Raw genomic sequence first — 17,140 nt, forward strand, 5'->3', positions numbered from 1 at the left:
GTTACATTCCGAACCCGGAAGCTAAGCCTTTCAGCGCCGATGGTACTGCAGGGGGGACCCTGTGGGAGAGTAGGACGCCGCCGAACTCCTTTTGAGAGAAAGCCCTGATGGGGAACCTTGGTTCCCTGTCAGGGCTTTCTTGCATTTCCGGGCCCCCGCCCCTCCGCCCGGTCCGCCCGCCCGCCCCTCCGCACGGCCCCAACTCGGCTGGGGGTAAAGTCAGGGGGCATCGTCGGTACATATCCCCACAGGAGGCCCCCGGGTGGAGGTCCAGGAGACGCGCGTCCAGACCGACCGCGTCCTCACCATCCCGAACATCCTCAGCATGGCGCGCCTGGTCGGCGTTCCTCTCTTCCTGTGGCTGATCCTCGAGAAGTACGACGGATGGGCGCTGCTCGTCCTGGCCCTCAGCGGGGTGAGCGACTACCTCGACGGCAAGCTCGCCCGCCGCTGGAACCAGATCAGCAACCTCGGCCGGCTGCTCGACCCGGCGGCCGACCGGCTGTACGTCCTTTCGACCCTCTTCGGTCTGACGTGGCGTGGGATCCTTCCGCTCTGGCTGACCGCCGCCCTGCTCGCCCGCGAGGCGATGCTGCTGGTCATGGTGTGGATTCTGAGGCGTCACGGCTATCCGCCGCCGCAGGTGAACTTCCTGGGCAAGGCCGCGACCTTCAACCTGATGTATGCCTTCCCGTTGCTGCTTCTCAGTGATGGAGAGGGCTGGTTGTCCTCGCTGGCCGCGATTTTCGGATGGGCGTTCGCCGGATGGGGTACAACCCTCTATTGGTGGGCAGGGATCCTCTATGTGGTTCAGGTCCGCCGGCTGGTCAAGGCAGCCAAGGCGGATGCCACGGCCGACTGATCCCGCCGTAGTCCCGAGCCTTCCCCGGGGTCCGACCGCTGTCGGGCGGGTGTGAAGTCGGCAAGACCGTCGTCTCCCGAGGAGGACGCTTCCGACATGAAGGCCGTCGTGATGGCCGGTGGCGAAGGCACCCGCCTTCGCCCCATGACCTCGAGCATGCCCAAACCGCTCCTGCCGGTGGCGAACCGGCCGATCATGGAGCATGTCCTACGGCTGCTCAAACGGCACGGGCTCACCGAGACCGTGGTCACCGTGCAGTTCCTCGCCTCCCTCGTGAAGAACTACTTCGGTGACGGCGAGGAACTCGGCATGGAGCTCTCCTATGCCAACGAGGAAAAGCCACTCGGCACCGCGGGCAGCGTCAAGAACGCCGAGGAGGCGCTCAAGGACGATGCCTTCCTGGTCATCTCGGGCGACGCCCTCACCGATTTCGACCTCACCGATCTGATCCGTTTCCACAAGGAAAAGGGCGCCCTCGTCACCGTCTGCCTGACCCGGGTCCCCAACCCGCTGGAATTCGGCATCACCATCGTCGACGAGCAGGGCCGGGTCGAGCGCTTCCTGGAGAAGCCCACCTGGGGCCAGGTCTTCTCGGACACGGTGAACACCGGTATCTACGTCATGGAGCCGGAGGTCTTCGACTACGTCCGGCCCGATGTGCCCGTCGACTGGTCGGGAGACGTCTTCCCGCAGCTGATGAAGGAGGGCAAGCCCGTCTACGGCTATGTCGCCGAGGGCTACTGGGAGGACGTCGGTACCCACGAGAGCTATGTGAAGGCCCAGGCCGATGTGCTCGAGGGCAAGGTGGACGTCGACATAGACGGCTTCGAGATCTCCCCGGGCGTCTGGGTCGCCGAGGGCGCCGAGGTGCACCCGGACGCCACCCTGCGCGGGCCGCTCTACATCGGGGACTACGCGAAGGTCGAGGCCGGCGCCGAGATCCGCGAGCACACCGTCGTCGGCTCCAACGTGGTCGTCAAGACCGGCGCGTTCCTCCACAAGGCCGTGGTGCACGACAACGTCTACGTCGGCCAGCAGAGCAATCTCCGCGGCTGCGTCGTCGGCAAGAACACCGACATCATGCGGGCCGCCCGCATCGAGGACGGGGCCGTCATCGGGGACGAGTGCCTCATCGGTGAGGAATCGATTATCCAGGGGAACGTCCGGGTCTATCCGTTCAAGACGATCGAGGCCGGCGCCTTCGTCAACACCTCGGTCATCTGGGAGTCCCGGGGGCAGGCGCACCTCTTCGGCGCCCGCGGCGTCTCCGGCATCCTCAATGTGGAGATCACTCCCGAGCTCGCGGTCCGGCTCGCCGGCGCGTACGCCACCACGCTGAAGAAGGGCGCGACGGTCACCACCGCGCGCGACCACTCCCGCGGCGCGCGGGCGCTCAAGCGCGCGGTGATCTCGGCACTCCAGGCCAGCGCGATCGACGTACGGGACCTGGAGAACGTACCGCTGCCGGTGGCCCGGCAGCAGACGGCGCGGGGCAGTGCCGGCGGCATCATGATCCGCACCTCGCCGGGGGTGCCGGACTCCGTGGACATCATGTTCCTCGACGAGCGCGGCGCCGATCTCTCCCAGGCGGGGCAGCGCAAGCTGGACCGGGTCTACGCCCGCCAGGAGTACCGGCGGGCCTTCCCCGGGGAGATCGGCGACCTGTCCTTCCCGTCCAGCGTCTACGACTCCTACACCGGTTCCCTGCTGCGGTCCGTGGACACCAGTGGGGTCGCGGAGTCGGGGCTCAAGGTCGTCGTGGACGCCTCCAACGGCAGCGCGGGGCTTGTTCTGCCCAGCCTCCTCGGCCGGCTCGGGGTGGACGCGCTCACCATCAATCCGGGGCTCGACGAGGCCCGGCCGACGGAGACCGCGGACACCCGCCGGTCGGGGCTGGTGCGGCTGGGCGAGATCGTGGCGTCCGCGCGGGCCGCGTTCGGGGTGCGGTTCGACCCGGTGGGCGAGCGGATCTCGCTCGTCGACGAGCGCGGGCGGATCGTGGAGGACGACCGGGCCCTGCTGGTCCTGCTCGACCTGGTGGCCGCCGAGCGGCGCAGCGGCCGGGTGGCGCTGCCGGTGACGACGACGCGCATCGCCGAGCAGGTCGCGGCGTACCACGGCACGCAGGTGGAGTGGACGACGACGTCGCCCGACGATCTGACACGGGTCGGCCGGCAGGAGTCGACGATCTTCGGCGGGGACGGCCGGGGCGGTTTCATCGTGCCCGAGTTCAGCAGTGTCTTCGACGGTACGGCCGCGTTCGTCCGCCTCATCGGGCTGGTGGCGCGTACGCAGCTCACGCTCAGCCAGATAGACGCGCGGATTCCCCGGGCTCATGTCCTGCGCAGGGACCTGGCGACGCCGTGGGCGGTCAAGGGTCTGGTCATGCGGCATGTGGTGGAGGCCGCCGGGGAGCGTTCGGTGGATACGACGGACGGTGTGCGGGTGGTGGAGGCCGACGGGCGCTGGGTGATGGTGCTGCCCGATCCGGCCGAGGCCGTGACGCACCTGTGGGCGGAAGGGCCTGACGACGCCTCCGCCCAGGCGTTGCTGGACGAGTGGTCGGCGGTCGTGGACGGCGCCGGCCGCTGACGGCCGGAGGGGCGTCGTCCGCCCGGTGTGCCGTCCCGGTGCCGGGAGTGTCCCGGATCTGTCCCGGATCCGGCACGCCGGTGGGGCCATTGGGAGACGACGCCCCCGACGTGCGACGATGTGCGGCATGTCGCAGCAGCCCCCCGTTCGGAGCACCCCCTCGCCGCCGCCGCGTCCCGACGCGTCGATGTCGCTGCTGACCAACGTGATGCAGCACAGCCTCGACGAGGGGTACGCGGAGGCCGCGGCCCGGCGGGCGCAGGGGGAGCAGGGGCTGCCCGGCACATTGAGGGCGAAGCTGGGGCTGGCCGGCGCGCTGCTGCTGTCCGCGGTGGTGGTGACGTTGGGGGCGGCGCAGGCGCGGATATCGGCACCGACGCTGGCCAAGGAGCGCGAGCAACTGATCCAGCGGATCGAGACGGAGACCTCGGCGGCCGACAGGCTCCAGGGGAACGTCGACTCCCTGCGGTCCGCGGTCGGCAGCAAGCAGCGTGACGCGCTGCGGAAACACGGCGGGGACAAGGCCGAGTTGGTCTCCCTGCTGGCCGGTGCCACTCCGGTGCACGGGCCGGGGGTCAAACTGGTCGTCGACGATGCCAAGCAGGCCAAAACGGATGGCGGCGGCCCTCGGGAGAGCAGTGGCTTCTCCGACACCGGCCGGGTGCGCGACCGTGACATGCAACGCATCGTCAACGGTCTGTGGCAGTCGGGCGCCGAGGCGATCGCGATCAACGGGCAGCGGCTGACGTCGCTGTCGGCGATCAGGGCCGCCGGGGACGCCATACTGGTCGACAACAGACCGCTGGCGCGACCGTACACGGTGCTGGCGATCGGGAACGGGCAGCGACTGAGCACCGCTTTCCAGGACAGTGCCGACGGACAGTATCTGCACGTGCTGCAGCAGAACTACGGGGTCCGCGCCAGCATTTCCGCCCAGGACCAGGTCCGGCTGCCGGCCGCGCCGAGTCTGACCGTACGAACCGCAAAGCCAGGGAAGGGCACATCGTGATCGCCGTATTGGGCCTCATCGTGGGAGTCGTGGTCGGACTGGTCGTCCGCCCCGTGGTGCCGACGGCGGTCGAGCCCTACCTGCCCATCGCCGTCGTGGCGGCGCTGGACGCGGTGTTCGGCGGCCTCCGGGCGATGCTGGACGGGATCTTCGACGACAAGGTCTTCGTCGTGTCGTTCCTGTCGAACGTGGTGGTGGCGGCCCTGATCGTCTTCCTGGGCGACAAGCTCGGCGTCGGGGCGCAGCTGTCCACCGGTGTGGTGGTCGTCCTGGGCATCCGCATCTTCTCCAACGCGGCCGCCATCCGGCGCCACATCTTCCGGGCGTGAGACCGATGAGCACTGACGACACCCCGGAGAAGCCGGAGGGGCCCGAGGGCCCGGGAAAGCCCGTGGAGCCGGCCGAGGACAAGCCTGCCGAGCCCGAGCCCACCAAGCCCGAGCCCAGCAAGCCCGAGCAGGCCAAGCCCGAGCCGGAGCCCGTGAAGCCCGAGTCCGCGAAGCCCGAGTCCGCGAAGCCGGAGCCGGAGCCGGAGCCCGAGCCGGAGCCCGCACCGGAACCGGAGCCCCGCCAGGAGCCCGTCGCGGAGGAGCTTCCGCCGGCCGTCCCGTTGACGGGACGTCAACGGCTGGTGAACGGCTTGTGGCCGCCCCGGCTGACGCGGGCCCAGCTGATCGTGGCGCTCCTGCTGTGCGTGCTCGGTCTGGGCCTGGCCATCCAGGTCCGGTCGACCAGCGACAACAGCGCCCTGCGCGGGGCCCGGCAGGAGGACCTCGTACGCATCCTGGACGAGCTGGACAACCGCACCAAGCGGCTGGAGGACGAGAAGCGGCGTCTGGAGGGCCAGAAGACGGAGCTGGAGAGCAGCTCCAACCAGGCCGCCGAGGCCCGTAAGCAGACCGAGCAGAAGGAGGACCAGCTCGGGGTGCTCGCGGGGACGGTGGCGGCCCAGGGGCCGGGCATCGAGCTCACGGTGAGCGACAGCAAGAGCGCCGTGGAAGCCGACAAGCTGCTGGACACCATTCAGGAGCTGCGGGCCGCGGGCGCGGAGGCGATCCAGATCAACGATGTGCGCGTGGTCGCCGACACCTACTTCTCGGGCTCCGCGGGAAAGGTGGAGATCGATGGCAAGAAGGTGTCACAGCCCTATAAGTTCAAGGTCATCGGGAAGCCCCAAGACCTGGAGCCCGCGCTGAACATCCCGGGTGGAGTGGTGCAGACTCTGGAGAAGGAGCAGGCCGGGGTCAGCGTCTCCCGGTCTGAGAAGATCATTGTCGACGCCTTGCGCCCGGCGAAGCGGCCTGACTACGCTCGGTCGTCATCGCAGTGAGACGGGCGCGCAGGCGGGGCCCATGGGGAGGGCGGGAGGTTGCGGGGGGTCGACGCACCGAGTTCGGTGCGCGTGATGGAAACTGTCTGTTGACCTCGGACGTTGTAGAGGTGTCCAGGTCGGACGGTGTGTGCAGCAAGGGTTTGTCCTGCCCCACGGGCGGGTCTGTAGCGGTCAAGGGGAATCGCCCGTGAAGTTGTTTGCGAAGTTGTTCGGCAAGAGCCCACGCCAGGACGGTGGCGGTGCCCGGCACCGGGCCTCGGGCCCGGCCGGCGGTGGCGAGGGGGCCCAGGAGGGCCGTCCGCTGTTCCGTGACCAGATGGACGAGCACGGCGTTCCCGGAGGCGACATTCCGGGCGCTCAGGGCGCGTCCTCTGTTGACCCTGCCCAGGCGGGGCGCATAGGTTTCGGGGCACCAGCGACCTCAAGTGCGGGTGGAGGGTTTGCCTTGCCGGTATGTACGAGGTGTGGCCACCGGAACGGCGAGTCGAGCCGGTTCTGTTCCAACTGCGGTGCGCCGCTGCGGCCGGGTGCCGTGGCCGAGCGCGCGTCGGAGACGACGTCGACCATCTCCATCTCCGGTCTCGAGGCGTACGACTCCGAGACCACCGGCCAGACGGCGATCCCGGCGCTCTCGCCCGAGGCGCAGGCCGCCGTCGACGCGCTGCCGCTGGGCTCGGCCCTGCTGGTGGTCCGGCGCGGTCCGAACTCCGGCAGCCGGTTCCTCCTGGACGCCGACGTGACCACGGCGGGCCGTCACCCGCAGAGCGACATCTTCCTCGACGACGTCACCGTCTCGCGCCGGCACGTGGAGTTCCGCCGGGAGCAGGACGGTTCGTTCACCGTCTCCGACGTCGGCAGCCTCAACGGCACCTACGTCAACCGTGAGCAGATCGACTCGGTCGCCCTGTCCAACGGCGACGAGGTGCAGATCGGCAAGTACCGCCTGGTCTTCTTCGGCGGCCAGCGGGGGATGTGACCCTCTCCCCGGACCGGTGTCCGGGGACACCCCAGGGAAGGGCCATGCTTCGAACACCGTCGGGCGGCACCGGAGGCTCCGGTGCCGCCGGCGCGGAAGGCCGGCTGGTGAGCATCGGAACGGTGCTCAACCTGCTGCGCGAGGAGTTCCCCGAGGTCACCATCTCCAAGATCCGTTTCCTGGAGTCCGAGGGCCTGGTGGAGCCGCGGCGCACCCCGTCCGGCTACCGCAAGTTCAGCACGGAGGACGTGGAGCGGCTCGGGTACGTCCTGCGGATGCAGCGCGACCACTACCTCCCGCTCAAGGTCATCCGCGAGCAGCTGGACGCCCTGGCGCGGGGCGAGCGGGTGCAGCTGCCGGCCCCCGCGCAGCCGCGGGACGCCCTGGACCTCGTGGAGGGCCTGGACGCCCCCACCGGGCCCGGACCGGGGCCCGATGGCGCCGAGCGCCCGGCCACGGCCCGCATCGGCCGTGCGGAGCTGCTGGCCACCGTGGGGGCCACCGAGGAGGAGCTGGCCGAGTGGGAGTCGTACGGGCTGGTCGTCCCTCATCCGGACGGCGGGTTCGACGCCGATTCCACGACGATCGCCCGCCTCGTGGCGGATCTGGGCCGCTTCGGTCTGGAGCCGCGCCACCTGCGGTCCGTCAAGGCGGCGGCCGACCGCGAGGCCGGACTCATCGAACAAGTGGTCGCGCCGCTGCGCAGGCACCGCAATCCGCAGACCAGGGCGCATGCCGAGGCCACGGCCCGGGAGCTGGCCACCCTCTCCGTTCGACTGCACGCCGCCCTGGTGAAGGGGGCCCTGCAGCCCCGCGGACAGTGACGGCGGACGGCCCGACTACCCAAACCTGCCGGGCACGGCCTAGGGTTGCTGTGTGAACGAGCTCGATGTCGTGGGCGTCCGGGTGGAAATGCCCTCCAACCAGCCGATCGTGCTCCTGCGGGAAGTGGGAGGCGACCGCTACCTCCCGATCTGGATCGGTCCGGGGGAGGCGACGGCGATCGCCTTCGCCCAGCAGGGCATGGCCCCCGCCCGCCCGCTGACCCATGACCTGTTCAAGGACGTACTGGACGCGGTCGGACAGCAGCTCGCCGAGGTCCGCATCACTGATCTGCGCGAAGGCGTCTTCTACGCGGAGCTGGTCTTCGCCAGCGGCGTGGAGGTCAGTGCGAGGCCGTCCGACGCCATAGCGCTGGCCCTGCGCACCGGCACGCCGATCTACGGCAGTGACGGGGTGCTGGACGACGCGGGCATCGCCATCCCCGACGAGCAGGAGGACGAGGTGGAGAAGTTCCGCGAGTTCCTCGATCAGATCTCGCCCGAGGACTTCGGCAGCAGCAACCAGTGAAGCGTGCGCCGGGCGATACCGGCGCATTCGAGTAGCTTTTCCCGCTACCCGGACACGTGAAACCACTCTCAGGGTGATTATCACTCGGCGTGCCGAGTGTGGCGATCGTTGACGCACCCCGAGCGACTGCCTACCGTCGAGAAGGCAGGTCAAGGACGGAGGTCGGCGTGAGAAGCACGGGCGACGGTACGGCGGTCGGCGGTCCGTATCCGCTGCATGGGGGAACGGTCGAACCAGTGCCCCACTATTCCGCCACGCCAGCGGTCACCACTCCGCGGGGGCGGGACTCCGAGGGCGAGAGCGCCTCGCGCGGCCCGGACGGCATCGGCTACCGGGGGCCGACCGCGTGCGCCGCGGCCGGTATCACCTACCGGCAGCTGGACTACTGGGCGCGTACGGGGCTCGTCGAGCCCAGCGTGCGGCCCGCCTACGGGTCGGGCAGCCAGCGGCTCTACAGCTTCCGGGACGTCGTCGTCCTGAAGATCGTCAAGCGGCTGCTGGACACCGGGGTCTCCCTCCAGAACATCCGCACCGCCGTGCAGCACCTGCGCGCGCGGGGCATGGAGGACCTGGCGCAGATGACGCTGATGAGCGACGGCGCCACGGTCTACGAGTGCACCTCGCCCGACGAGGTCGTCGACCTCCTCCAGGGCGGTCAGGGAGTCTTCGGGATCGCCGTCGGCGTCGTGTGGCGCGATGTGCAGAGCGCGCTCGCGCAGCTGCACGGCGAGCGTGTGGACACCGGCGAGACGCTCGTGGGCCACAACCCCGCCGACGAGCTCGCACGCCGCCGCAACCGCGCCGGCTGACACCGCCGCGGCACCACCGGGTGCCCGATTGTCAGTGGGGTGCGGGAGCATCGGTCCTGTGAGGGGTGCCCCGACGATCCTGCATCTGGACATGGACGCTTTCTACGCTTCGGCGGAGCAGGCGGCCAAGCCGAGCCTGCGCGGAAAACCCGTGGTCGTCGGGGGCGTCGGCCCCCGGGGCGTGGTGGCCACGGCGTCGTACGAGGCGCGGGTCTTCGGCATCCGCTCGGCCATGGCCACGGCCCAGGCCCGCCGGCTGTGCCCGAACGCCGCCTACCTCACCCCCCGGTTCGGGCTCTACCAGGGGATCAGCCATGTCGTCATGGAGCTGCTCCGGGAGCTCTCGCCGCTGGTCGAGCCGCTCAGCCTGGACGAGGCGTTCGTGGACCTGGAGGCGGGCGGCGTGGAGCCCACCTCCGCGGCCGCGCGGGCGGTGGGGGAGCGGCTGCGCCGGGACATCGCCCGGGCGACGGGCCTCACGGGCTCGGTGGGCCTGGCCGGCTCCAAGATGCTCGCCAAGATCGCCTCCGAGGAGGCCAAGCCCGACGGCCTGCTGCTGATCGAGCCCGGTACGGAGCTGGCGCGGCTCGGCCCCATGTCCGTACGCGCCATCCCCGGCGTCGGCCCCGCCACCGCTGAAACGTTGCGGCGGGCCGGTATCACCACCGTGGCCGAGACCGGGGAGGCCGGCGAGGACGAGCTCGTGCGGCTGCTCGGCAGGGCGCACGGCGCGGGCCTGTACGCGCTCGCCACCGGCCACGACGACCGGCCGGTCGTCGCCGAGCGCGACGCCAAGTCCGTCTCCGTGGAGGACACCTTCGCCGAGGACCTCACCGACCGGACCCGGGTCCAGCTGGAGCTGGCCCGCCTCGCCGACCGGTGCGTGCGACGGCTGCGCGCCGCCGGGCGGTCCGGGCGCACGGTCGTGATCAAGGTGCGGCGCTACGACTTCTCGACGCTCACCCGCTCCGAGACCCTGCGCGGCCCCACCGACGACCCGGCGGTGGTCCGGGAGGCCGCGGCCCGCCTGCTGGAGGGCGTGGACACCACCGCGGGGGTACGGCTGCTGGGCGTCGGCGTCTCCGGCCTCGCCGACTACACGCAGGAGGACCTCTTCGCCCAGGCGGCGACCGCCGGCGAGGAGCCGGGGCCGGCGTCGGACGCGCCGGAGGAGGGCCGGCCCGGGCCCGAGGAGGCGCCCCAGGAGCCCCCGGCGGCCCGGCGGTGGCTGCCGGGGCTGGACGTACGCCACGCCGAGTACGGGCCGGGCTGGGTGCAGGGGAGCGGGCTGGGGAGGGTCACCGTCCGCTTCGAGGTGCCCTGGTCCGCGGCGCCCGGCCGGGTGCGGACCTTCGCGGTCGACGACCCCGCGCTGGAACCGGCCGAGCCCCTGCCGCTGGTCCGGGAGGAGCCGGGGGAGGGACCGGAGGACCCCGGACCGGACGGTCAGCCCGTCCTCGTCGGCCCGTCCGCCCCCGAGGGGGAGCCCGGGGCGCCGGGAGCGGCCGGGGGCTCCGGTGGGGGCAGTTCGAGCCCGTAGTGGCGGTACAGCCGCAACTCCTGCTCGGGGGAGAGGTGGCGGCCCACGCCGAAGCCCGGCGCCCGCTTGATCAGCTCCCGGTCGTACGGCACGTGCAGCGCGTCCTCCGCCACCCGGCTGGGAGCCAGCGGCACGAACGCGTCGCGGCCGAACAGCCCCGTGCGCACCGCCGCCCACTCCGGCCGGCCGGTCGCGTCGTCGAGGTACACCTCGTCGACCGTCCCGATCCTCGTGCCCTCCCGGTCGACGACCCTGCGTCCGATCAGACCGCGGGGATCGATGTCGCTCTGCACGCTTCCTCCCGTGGATGGCAGCCCCCGGCACCGCCCTGGGAACCACGAAAGGGCACAAAACAGGAACCGGCCACTCGGGAGATCCGCCCGGAAACCCTCGCTGGTAGGCTGGCGAGTGGCCGCAGACCCCGCGCGGGAGAGTCCTTCGCCGAAGCCCGAAAGGGCAGGGCGCAGGCGCCGAAGGAGCAAATCCTCCCCGGAATCTCTCAGGCACCCGGTACCGCACGGATGAGGTCACTCTGGAAAGCAGGAGCAGGCCCAGGCCGGATGTCCCATCGCGCCGAAGCCCCTCCTCACCGACGGTGAAAGCCGGATCGTGCGCCGCGGCCCGGTGAAGCTCTCAGGTTGTGATGACAGAGGGGGAGGCCGTCCGGGTACCCGCGCCGTGGTACCCCTCGCAGGTCGCAATGACCAGGAGGCCTCCGCAGATGACAGCCCACCGCATCGCCCTCTCCGAGCTGGAGCGCGGCATTCCGTTCGAGGCCCGCCACATAGGGCCCGACGCCGAGGCCCAGGCCAAGATGCTCGCCCAGGTCGGCTACGGATCGCTCGACGAGCTCACCGCCGCCGCCGTCCCCGATGTGATCAAGAGCGCCGGGGCGCTCGGCCTGCCCGAGGCGCGCACCGAGGCCGAGGTCCTCGCCGAGCTGCGCTCCCTCGCCGACCGCAACCAGGTCCTGGCCCCCATGATCGGCCTGGGCTACCACGGCACGTTCACCCCGCCGGTGATCCTGCGCAACGTCATGGAGAACCCCGCCTGGTACACGGCGTACACGCCCTACCAGCCGGAGATCTCCCAGGGTCGCCTGGAAGCGCTGCTGAACTTCCAGACCGTCGTCGCCGACCTCACCGGCCTGCCCACCTCCGGGGCCTCCCTGCTCGACGAGGGCACCGCGGCCGCCGAGGCCATGTCCCTCTCCCGCCGGGTCGGCAAGGTCAAGGGCGGCGTCTTCCTCATCGACGCCGACGCCCTGCCGCAGACCGTCGCCGTCATCGAGACCCGTGCCGAGCCCACGGGCGTCGAGGTCGTCGTCGCCGACCTCTCGGCGGGCATCCCCGACGAGATCGCCGAGCGCGGCGTCTTCGGTGTGCTGCTCCAGTACCCCGGCGCCTCCGGCGTCGTGCGCGACCTCCGCCCCGTCATCGAGCGCGCCCACGAGCTCGGCGCCGTCGTCACCGTCGCCGCCGACCTGCTCGCCCTCACCCTGCTCACCCCGCCCGGCGAGCTCGGCGCGGACATCGCGGTCGGCACCAGCCAGCGCTTCGGTGTGCCCATGGGCTTCGGCGGTCCGCACGCCGGCTACATGGCGGTGCGCGAGAAGTTCGCCCGCAGCCTGCCCGGCCGCCTCGTCGGCGTCTCCGTCGACGCCGACGGCGACAAGGCCTACCGCCTCGCCCTGCAGACCCGCGAGCAGCACATCCGCCGCGAGAAGGCCACCAGCAACATCTGCACCGCCCAGGTGCTCCTCGCCGTCATGGCCGGCATGTACGCGGTCTACCACGGCCCCGAGGGCCTGGCCGGCATCGCCCGGCGCACCCACCGCTACGCCGCGATCCTCGCCGAGGGCCTGCGGGCCGGTGGCGCCGAGGTCGTGCACGGCGCGTTCTTCGACACCGTCACCGTCCGCGTCCCGGGCCGGGCCGCCGAGGTCGTCGAGGCCGCCCGCGAGCGCGGCGTCAACCTGCGCCTGACCGACGCCGACCACGTCGGCGTCGCCTGCGACGAGACCACCACGCGCGAGCGGCTCGCCGCCGTGTGGGCCGCCTTCGGCGTGGACGCCGACATCGAGGCGCTCGACGCGGCCACCGCCGACACCCTCCCCGCGAACCTGCTGCGCACGGGCGACTACCTCACCCACCCGGTCTTCCACCAGCACCGCTCCGAGACCGCGATGCTGCGCTACCTGCGCCGCCTGGCCGACCGGGACTACGCGCTGGACCGGGGCATGATCCCGCTCGGCTCCTGCACGATGAAGCTCAACGCCACGACCGAGATGGAGCCGGTCACCTGGCCCGAGTTCGGCGCGCTGCACCCCTTCGCGCCCGTCGAGCAGGCCGCCGGCTACCTCACGCTCATCACCGAGCTGGAGGAGCGGCTGGCCGAGGTCACCGGCTACGACAAGGTCTCCCTCCAGCCCAACGCCGGCTCCCAGGGCGAGCTCGCGGGCCTGCTGGCCGTCCGCGCCTACCACCGGGCCAACGGCGACGAGCAGCGCACCGTGTGTCTCATCCCGTCCTCCGCGCACGGCACCAACGCCGCCAGCGCCGTGATGGCCGGCATGAAGGTGGTCGTCGTCAGAACCGCCGACGACGGCGAGGTCGACGTCGAGGACCTGCGGGCGAAGATCGAGCAGTACCGCGACGAGCTGGCCGTGCTGATGATCACCTACCCGTCCACGCACGGCGTCTTCGAGGAGCACGTCGCCGACATCTGCGCGGCCGTGCACGACGCCGGCGGTCAGGTGTATGTCGACGGCGCCAACCTCAACGCCCTGGTGGGCCTGGCCAAGCCGGGCCGGTTCGGCGGCGACGTCTCGCACCTGAACCTCCACAAGACCTTCTGCATCCCGCACGGCGGCGGCGGCCCGGGCGTCGGCCCGGTCGCGGTCCGCTCGCACCTCGCCCCCCACCTGCCCAACCACCCGCTCCAGCCCACCGCGGGCCCGGAGACGGGCGTCGGCCCGATCTCGGCGGCGCCCTGGGGCTCGGCCGGCATCCTGCCGATCTCGTGGGCGTACGTCCGGCTGATGGGCGGCGAGGGCCTCAAGCGCGCCACGCAGGTGGCGGTGCTGGGCGCCAACTACATCGCCAAGCGCCTGGAGCCGCACTACCCCGTGCTCTACACCGGTCCGAACGGGCTGGTCGCGCACGAGTGCATCGTGGACCTGCGGCCGCTGACCAAGGCGACCGGCGTCACCGTGGACGACGTGGCCAAGCGCCTGATCGACTACGGCTTCCACGCCCCGACGATGTCCTTCCCCGTCGCCGGCACCCTGATGATCGAGCCGACGGAGAGCGAGGACCTCACCGAGCTCGACCGCTTCTGCGAGGCGATGATCGCCATCCGCGCCGAGATCGAGAAGGTCGGCTCGGGGGAGTGGGACAAGGACGACAACCCGCTGCGCAACGCCCCGCACACCGCCGGCTCGGTGGCCGGCGCGTGGGAGCACCCGTACACCCGTGAGGAGGCCGTCTTCCCGGCCGGGGTGTCGGCCGCGGACAAGTACTGGCCGCCGGTGCGGCGCGTCGACGGCGCGTTCGGCGACCGCAACCTCGTCTGCTCCTGCCCGCCGCTGGAGGAGTACGAGGGCTGACGGCCCACACGGTGAGGGGCCGGTCCGGCGTGCTGCCGGACCGGCCCCTTTCGTGCGCGTGCGTCGTGCTCCGGTGCGAGCGTGTGCCCCTGCGCTAGGCGGCGGTCACCACGTGGTCCGTGCCCAGCGCCCGGTGCGGGGCGATGATCCGCCCGTCCGGCAGCAGCTCTCCGGTGTCCTCGAAGCAGAGGACGCCGTTGCACAGCAGGCTCCATCCCTGCTCCGGGTAGGTGGCCACGAGATGGGCGGCCTCCCGGTCGGTGGAGTCGGCTGACGGGCACGCGGGCTGGTGCTGACACATGGAAGGGATCTTTCGCTCTGATGTGGTGGCTGTCCTGCGGCTCGATGTGTTGGTCATGCCGCCCCCCGTTGTGAATCGTCGGTCGGTCCCAGTGTTGCCCTACGGGCCCGGTTCCGCAGGGATTTCACCGTGACGCTCCTCACACGATGAGGACGCATCACCCGTGCGGGCGGTTGCCCCCAACTCCGCAGTCCCTTCGGGGGGTTCGGCGTAGTCGGAGTGGGCTAGTCCGTAGGGGTGAGAGGTGAGGAACGGGAAGCGCCCCGCTACTCCCTGTGGCTCAAGGGGTGCGGGGCGCTTGGGGTCCGGGTGCCGTTCCTCCGCCGGCTCAGGCGGTCGCCCGGAGGTGCGGGGCCGGGGCCAGCCGGAGGGTGAGGACCGGCAGCAGGTCGGTGACCCGGTGGGCGCGGTGCGCGGCGATGCCCGGGGGCGCGGGGGCGAGCGGCACCAGCAGGTCGCCCGGCGCGAAGAGCTCCGACGCGGCGTCGGCCGTGATGTCGGCGTGCAGCCAGAGGGTGAGCATGTAGAGCTCCGGCACCGACAGCAGCCGGGGCTGGTACGGCGTCGGCAGGGCCTCGGCCTGTCGCAGGGCCAGCTCGGTGGAGGCGAGGTAGGGACCCTCGAAGAAGTGCGAGAAGGCCCACCCGTCGGGGGTACGGGTCGCCTCCCCCGCGGCGACGGCCCGCCCGTCCTCGGCGATCAGGAAGCGCCAGCCCGTCAGCCGGGTGCGGGCGGTCCCGCCGCGCGCCGTGACGCGCTCCAGCACATGGACGGGCAGCGGGAGTTCGGCGGTGAGCGGGGTCAGCGCGGACCGCAGGGCGGGCGTACGGGCCTCGCGTACCGCGGTGGGGGAACGGAGGGCCGCGAGGACGCTGTGGAGGGCAGGCGCGGGCGCAGGGGGGACATGCAGCGGCATGGTGGGTCGCCTCTCGCTTGGGAGACACACGGTGGAGCTGGGCAGGTGCGACGACGCTGTCGGCGTGCGGAACGGGGTCAGAGGGGGGCCGGACCGACTCCGGGTACGCCTACTCTCTGCCTCATTCCGGAGTTTATACGACACGTGTTCATACAGTGTTTCGCCTAGCGGTCGCGGGCATTTCCGGCAAGGGGAAATCAGGGCCCCGTTCCACGGGTGATTTCGGTGAATTTGCGGCGAATTCTCGCCGGTGACCTCGGCGTCTTCCGCGGATACGGTAGGCCGGATCCCATCGGTGTTTATCACCAGCGCATTGCCCCGCATCCGGGCGAGCCCGTTATGCCGACGGAATGTGCCGGAGTGCGCTCGGGGAGAGCCTACCGGGTACGCGGTCGCCGCGAGGCGTTATGGATCGTCCCGTCTGGGCATCATCGACCGTGACGAGCGGCCGGCGTCACGGGCGACCCGGTTGAGGGAGGGACGCTTGAATGGGTGAGAAGGTCGCGGCCATGGGGTTCGACCTCGCCGACCGCCGACGGTACCGGGACAAGCTCCGGCAGTGTCTGCAAGGGCTGGGGAGGCTGCTGGAGGAGAAGCGGTTCGATCGCCCCCGGAATCTCATGGGACTGGAGATCGAGCTGAATCTCGCGGGCTCCGACGGCATGCCGAGCATGGTGAATGCCCAGGTGCTGGAGCGTATCGCGAGCGGGGATTTCCAGACCGAACTCGGGCGCTTCAACCTGGAAGTGAACATCGTGCCCCACCGGCTCTCGGGAAGGGTTCTCGACCAGCTCGCCGAGGAGATGCGCACCGCCCTGTCGTACGCCGACCGCAGGGCCATGGAGGTCGATTCCGGAATCGTCATGATCGGTATCCTGCCGACCGTGACCGGCGAGGACCTGGTCTCCGCCAACCTCTCCGCCGCCGACCGCTACTTCCTCCTCAACGACCAGGTGGTGGCCGCCCGCGGCGAGGAGTTCACCATCGACATCGCCGGCGTGGAGCACCTCACCTGCACCGCCCGGTCCATCACCCCCGAGGCCGCCTGCACCTCCGTGCAGCTGCATCTCCAGGTCACCCCCGGCCGGTTCGCCGCCGTCTGGAACGCCGCGCAGGCCGTCGCCGCCGCGCAGATAGCCGTCGGCGCCAACTCGCCGTTCCTCTTCGGCCGGGAGCTGTGGCGCGAGTCCCGGCCCCCGCTCTTCGTGCAGTCCACCGACACCCGCCCGCCCGAGCTCCAGGTGCAGGGCGTCCGGCCGCGCACCTGGTTCGGGGAGCGCTGGATCGGCTCGGCGTACGAGCTGTTCGAGGAGAACGTGCGGTACTTCCCGCCGCTGCTGCCCATCTCCGCCGACGAGGACCCGCTGCGCGTCCTGGACGAGGGCGGCATCCCCTCGCTGTACGAGCTCACCCTGCACAACGGCACCGTCTACCGCTGGAACCGCCCGGTGTACGGGATCGCCGACGGCGTCCCCCACCTGCGCGTGGAGAACCGCGTCCTGCCGGCCGGGCCCACCGTCACCGACGTCATCGCCAACACCGCCTTCTACTACGGGCTCGTCAGGGCGCTCGCCGAGGAGAGCCGGCCGGTGTGGACCCGGCTGCCCTTCGAGGTCGCGGCGGAGAACTTCGACCTCGCCTGCCGGCACGGCATCGACGCCGTCCTGCGCTGGCCCCGGGCCGGGCGCGGCGGCACGCCCGTACGGGTGCCCGCCGTCCGGCTCGTACGCGACGAGCTGCTGCCGCTGGCCGCCGCCGGGGGGGGGGGGGGGGGGGGGGGGGGGGGGGAGAGGGAGGAGGGGGGGGGGGGGGGGCAGAAGAATGAGGGCGGTATGGGAATGCGAA

14 protein-coding genes, 1 rRNA gene, 1 pseudogene and 1 riboswitch are annotated in these 17,140 nt (G+C 71.3%); of the genes and pseudogenes, 13 read left to right on the top strand and 3 right to left on the bottom strand.

Annotation, left to right across the window (positions count from 1 at the left end; all coding sequences use genetic code 11):
- From rrf to AC07BS_RS34320, 11 genes are all read left to right on the top strand, one after another.
- Positions 1 to 86 (top strand): 5S ribosomal RNA (rrf, locus tag AC07BS_RS34270); the annotation flags it as partial.
- Between the two features lie 176 nt (positions 87 to 262).
- Positions 263 to 862, top strand: coding sequence for a cardiolipin synthase ClsA (clsA, locus tag AC07BS_RS34275; RefSeq protein ID WP_478647690.1), 600 nt, complete (start codon positions 263 to 265; stop codon positions 860 to 862).
- Positions 863 to 958: 96 nt separating this feature from the next.
- Positions 959 to 3,454: a sugar phosphate nucleotidyltransferase gene (locus AC07BS_RS34280; protein WP_478647688.1), complete on the top strand. Its 2,496-nt coding sequence runs from the start codon at positions 959 to 961 to the stop codon at positions 3,452 to 3,454.
- A gap of 118 nt (positions 3,455 to 3,572) precedes the next feature.
- The gene (locus AC07BS_RS34285; RefSeq protein WP_478647687.1) at positions 3,573 to 4,463 is read left to right on the top strand and encodes a DUF881 domain-containing protein; all 891 of its coding nucleotides are present in this window, start codon (positions 3,573 to 3,575) and stop codon (positions 4,461 to 4,463) included.
- Positions 4,460 to 4,792 (top strand): small basic family protein, encoded by a 333-nt coding sequence (locus AC07BS_RS34290; RefSeq protein WP_071964751.1) that lies wholly within the window; start codon positions 4,460 to 4,462, stop codon positions 4,790 to 4,792. The genes AC07BS_RS34285 and AC07BS_RS34290 overlap by 4 nt, the downstream gene beginning before the upstream one ends.
- 5 nt (positions 4,793 to 4,797) lie before the next feature.
- Positions 4,798 to 5,793, top strand: coding sequence for a DUF881 domain-containing protein (locus AC07BS_RS34295; protein ID WP_478935488.1), 996 nt, complete (start codon positions 4,798 to 4,800; stop codon positions 5,791 to 5,793).
- A 130-nt stretch (positions 5,794 to 5,923) separates the two neighbouring features.
- Positions 5,924 to 6,772: an FHA domain-containing protein gene (locus AC07BS_RS34300; RefSeq protein WP_478935489.1), complete on the top strand. Its 849-nt coding sequence runs from the start codon at positions 5,924 to 5,926 to the stop codon at positions 6,770 to 6,772.
- Positions 6,773 to 6,816: 44 nt separating this feature from the next.
- Complete coding sequence (gene ftsR, locus AC07BS_RS34305; protein ID WP_478935490.1) at positions 6,817 to 7,596, top strand: transcriptional regulator FtsR; 780 nt, start codon at positions 6,817 to 6,819, stop codon at positions 7,594 to 7,596.
- A gap of 52 nt (positions 7,597 to 7,648) precedes the next feature.
- Positions 7,649 to 8,122, top strand: a complete 474-nt coding sequence (locus AC07BS_RS34310; protein WP_478647681.1) for a bifunctional nuclease family protein — start codon at positions 7,649 to 7,651, stop codon at positions 8,120 to 8,122.
- Positions 8,123 to 8,289: 167 nt separating this feature from the next.
- Complete coding sequence (locus AC07BS_RS34315) at positions 8,290 to 8,931, top strand: MerR family transcriptional regulator (protein WP_478647680.1); 642 nt, start codon at positions 8,290 to 8,292, stop codon at positions 8,929 to 8,931.
- A 58-nt stretch (positions 8,932 to 8,989) separates the two neighbouring features.
- The gene (locus AC07BS_RS34320; protein ID WP_478935491.1) at positions 8,990 to 10,471 is read left to right on the top strand and encodes a DNA polymerase IV; all 1,482 of its coding nucleotides are present in this window, start codon (positions 8,990 to 8,992) and stop codon (positions 10,469 to 10,471) included.
- On the opposite strand, the gene AC07BS_RS34325 is transcribed toward AC07BS_RS34320, so the two are convergent.
- Complete coding sequence (locus AC07BS_RS34325; RefSeq protein WP_478647678.1) at positions 10,378 to 10,764, bottom strand: PRC-barrel domain-containing protein; 387 nt, start codon at positions 10,762 to 10,764, stop codon at positions 10,378 to 10,380. The two genes, AC07BS_RS34320 and AC07BS_RS34325, sit on opposite strands and share 94 nt — an antisense overlap.
- 123 nt (positions 10,765 to 10,887) lie before the next feature.
- Positions 10,888 to 10,997, top strand: a riboswitch (glycine riboswitch).
- A 195-nt stretch (positions 10,998 to 11,192) separates the two neighbouring features.
- Between AC07BS_RS34325 and gcvP the strand changes: the two genes are divergently transcribed.
- Complete coding sequence (gcvP, locus tag AC07BS_RS34330) at positions 11,193 to 14,078, top strand: aminomethyl-transferring glycine dehydrogenase (RefSeq protein ID WP_478935492.1); 2,886 nt, start codon at positions 11,193 to 11,195, stop codon at positions 14,076 to 14,078.
- 94 nt (positions 14,079 to 14,172) lie between these two features.
- On the opposite strand, the gene AC07BS_RS34335 is transcribed toward gcvP, so the two are convergent.
- Entirely contained in the window at positions 14,173 to 14,379 is a 207-nt protein-coding gene (locus tag AC07BS_RS34335; protein ID WP_478647676.1) for a DUF5999 family protein, read from the bottom strand.
- Between the two features lie 328 nt (positions 14,380 to 14,707).
- A complete protein-coding gene (locus AC07BS_RS34340; protein WP_478647675.1) occupies positions 14,708 to 15,295 on the bottom strand; it encodes a hypothetical protein in 588 nt (195 codons plus the stop codon).
- Between the two features lie 488 nt (positions 15,296 to 15,783).
- On the opposite strand from AC07BS_RS34340, the pseudogene AC07BS_RS34345 reads away from it, so the two are divergent.
- Positions 15,784 to 17,070, top strand: a pseudogene (locus AC07BS_RS34345) (glutamate-cysteine ligase family protein); the annotation flags it as partial.
- Between the last annotated feature and the right edge of the window lie 70 nt (positions 17,071 to 17,140).

The sequence above is a fragment of the Streptomyces sp. NPDC044063 genome, assembly GCF_056434285.1.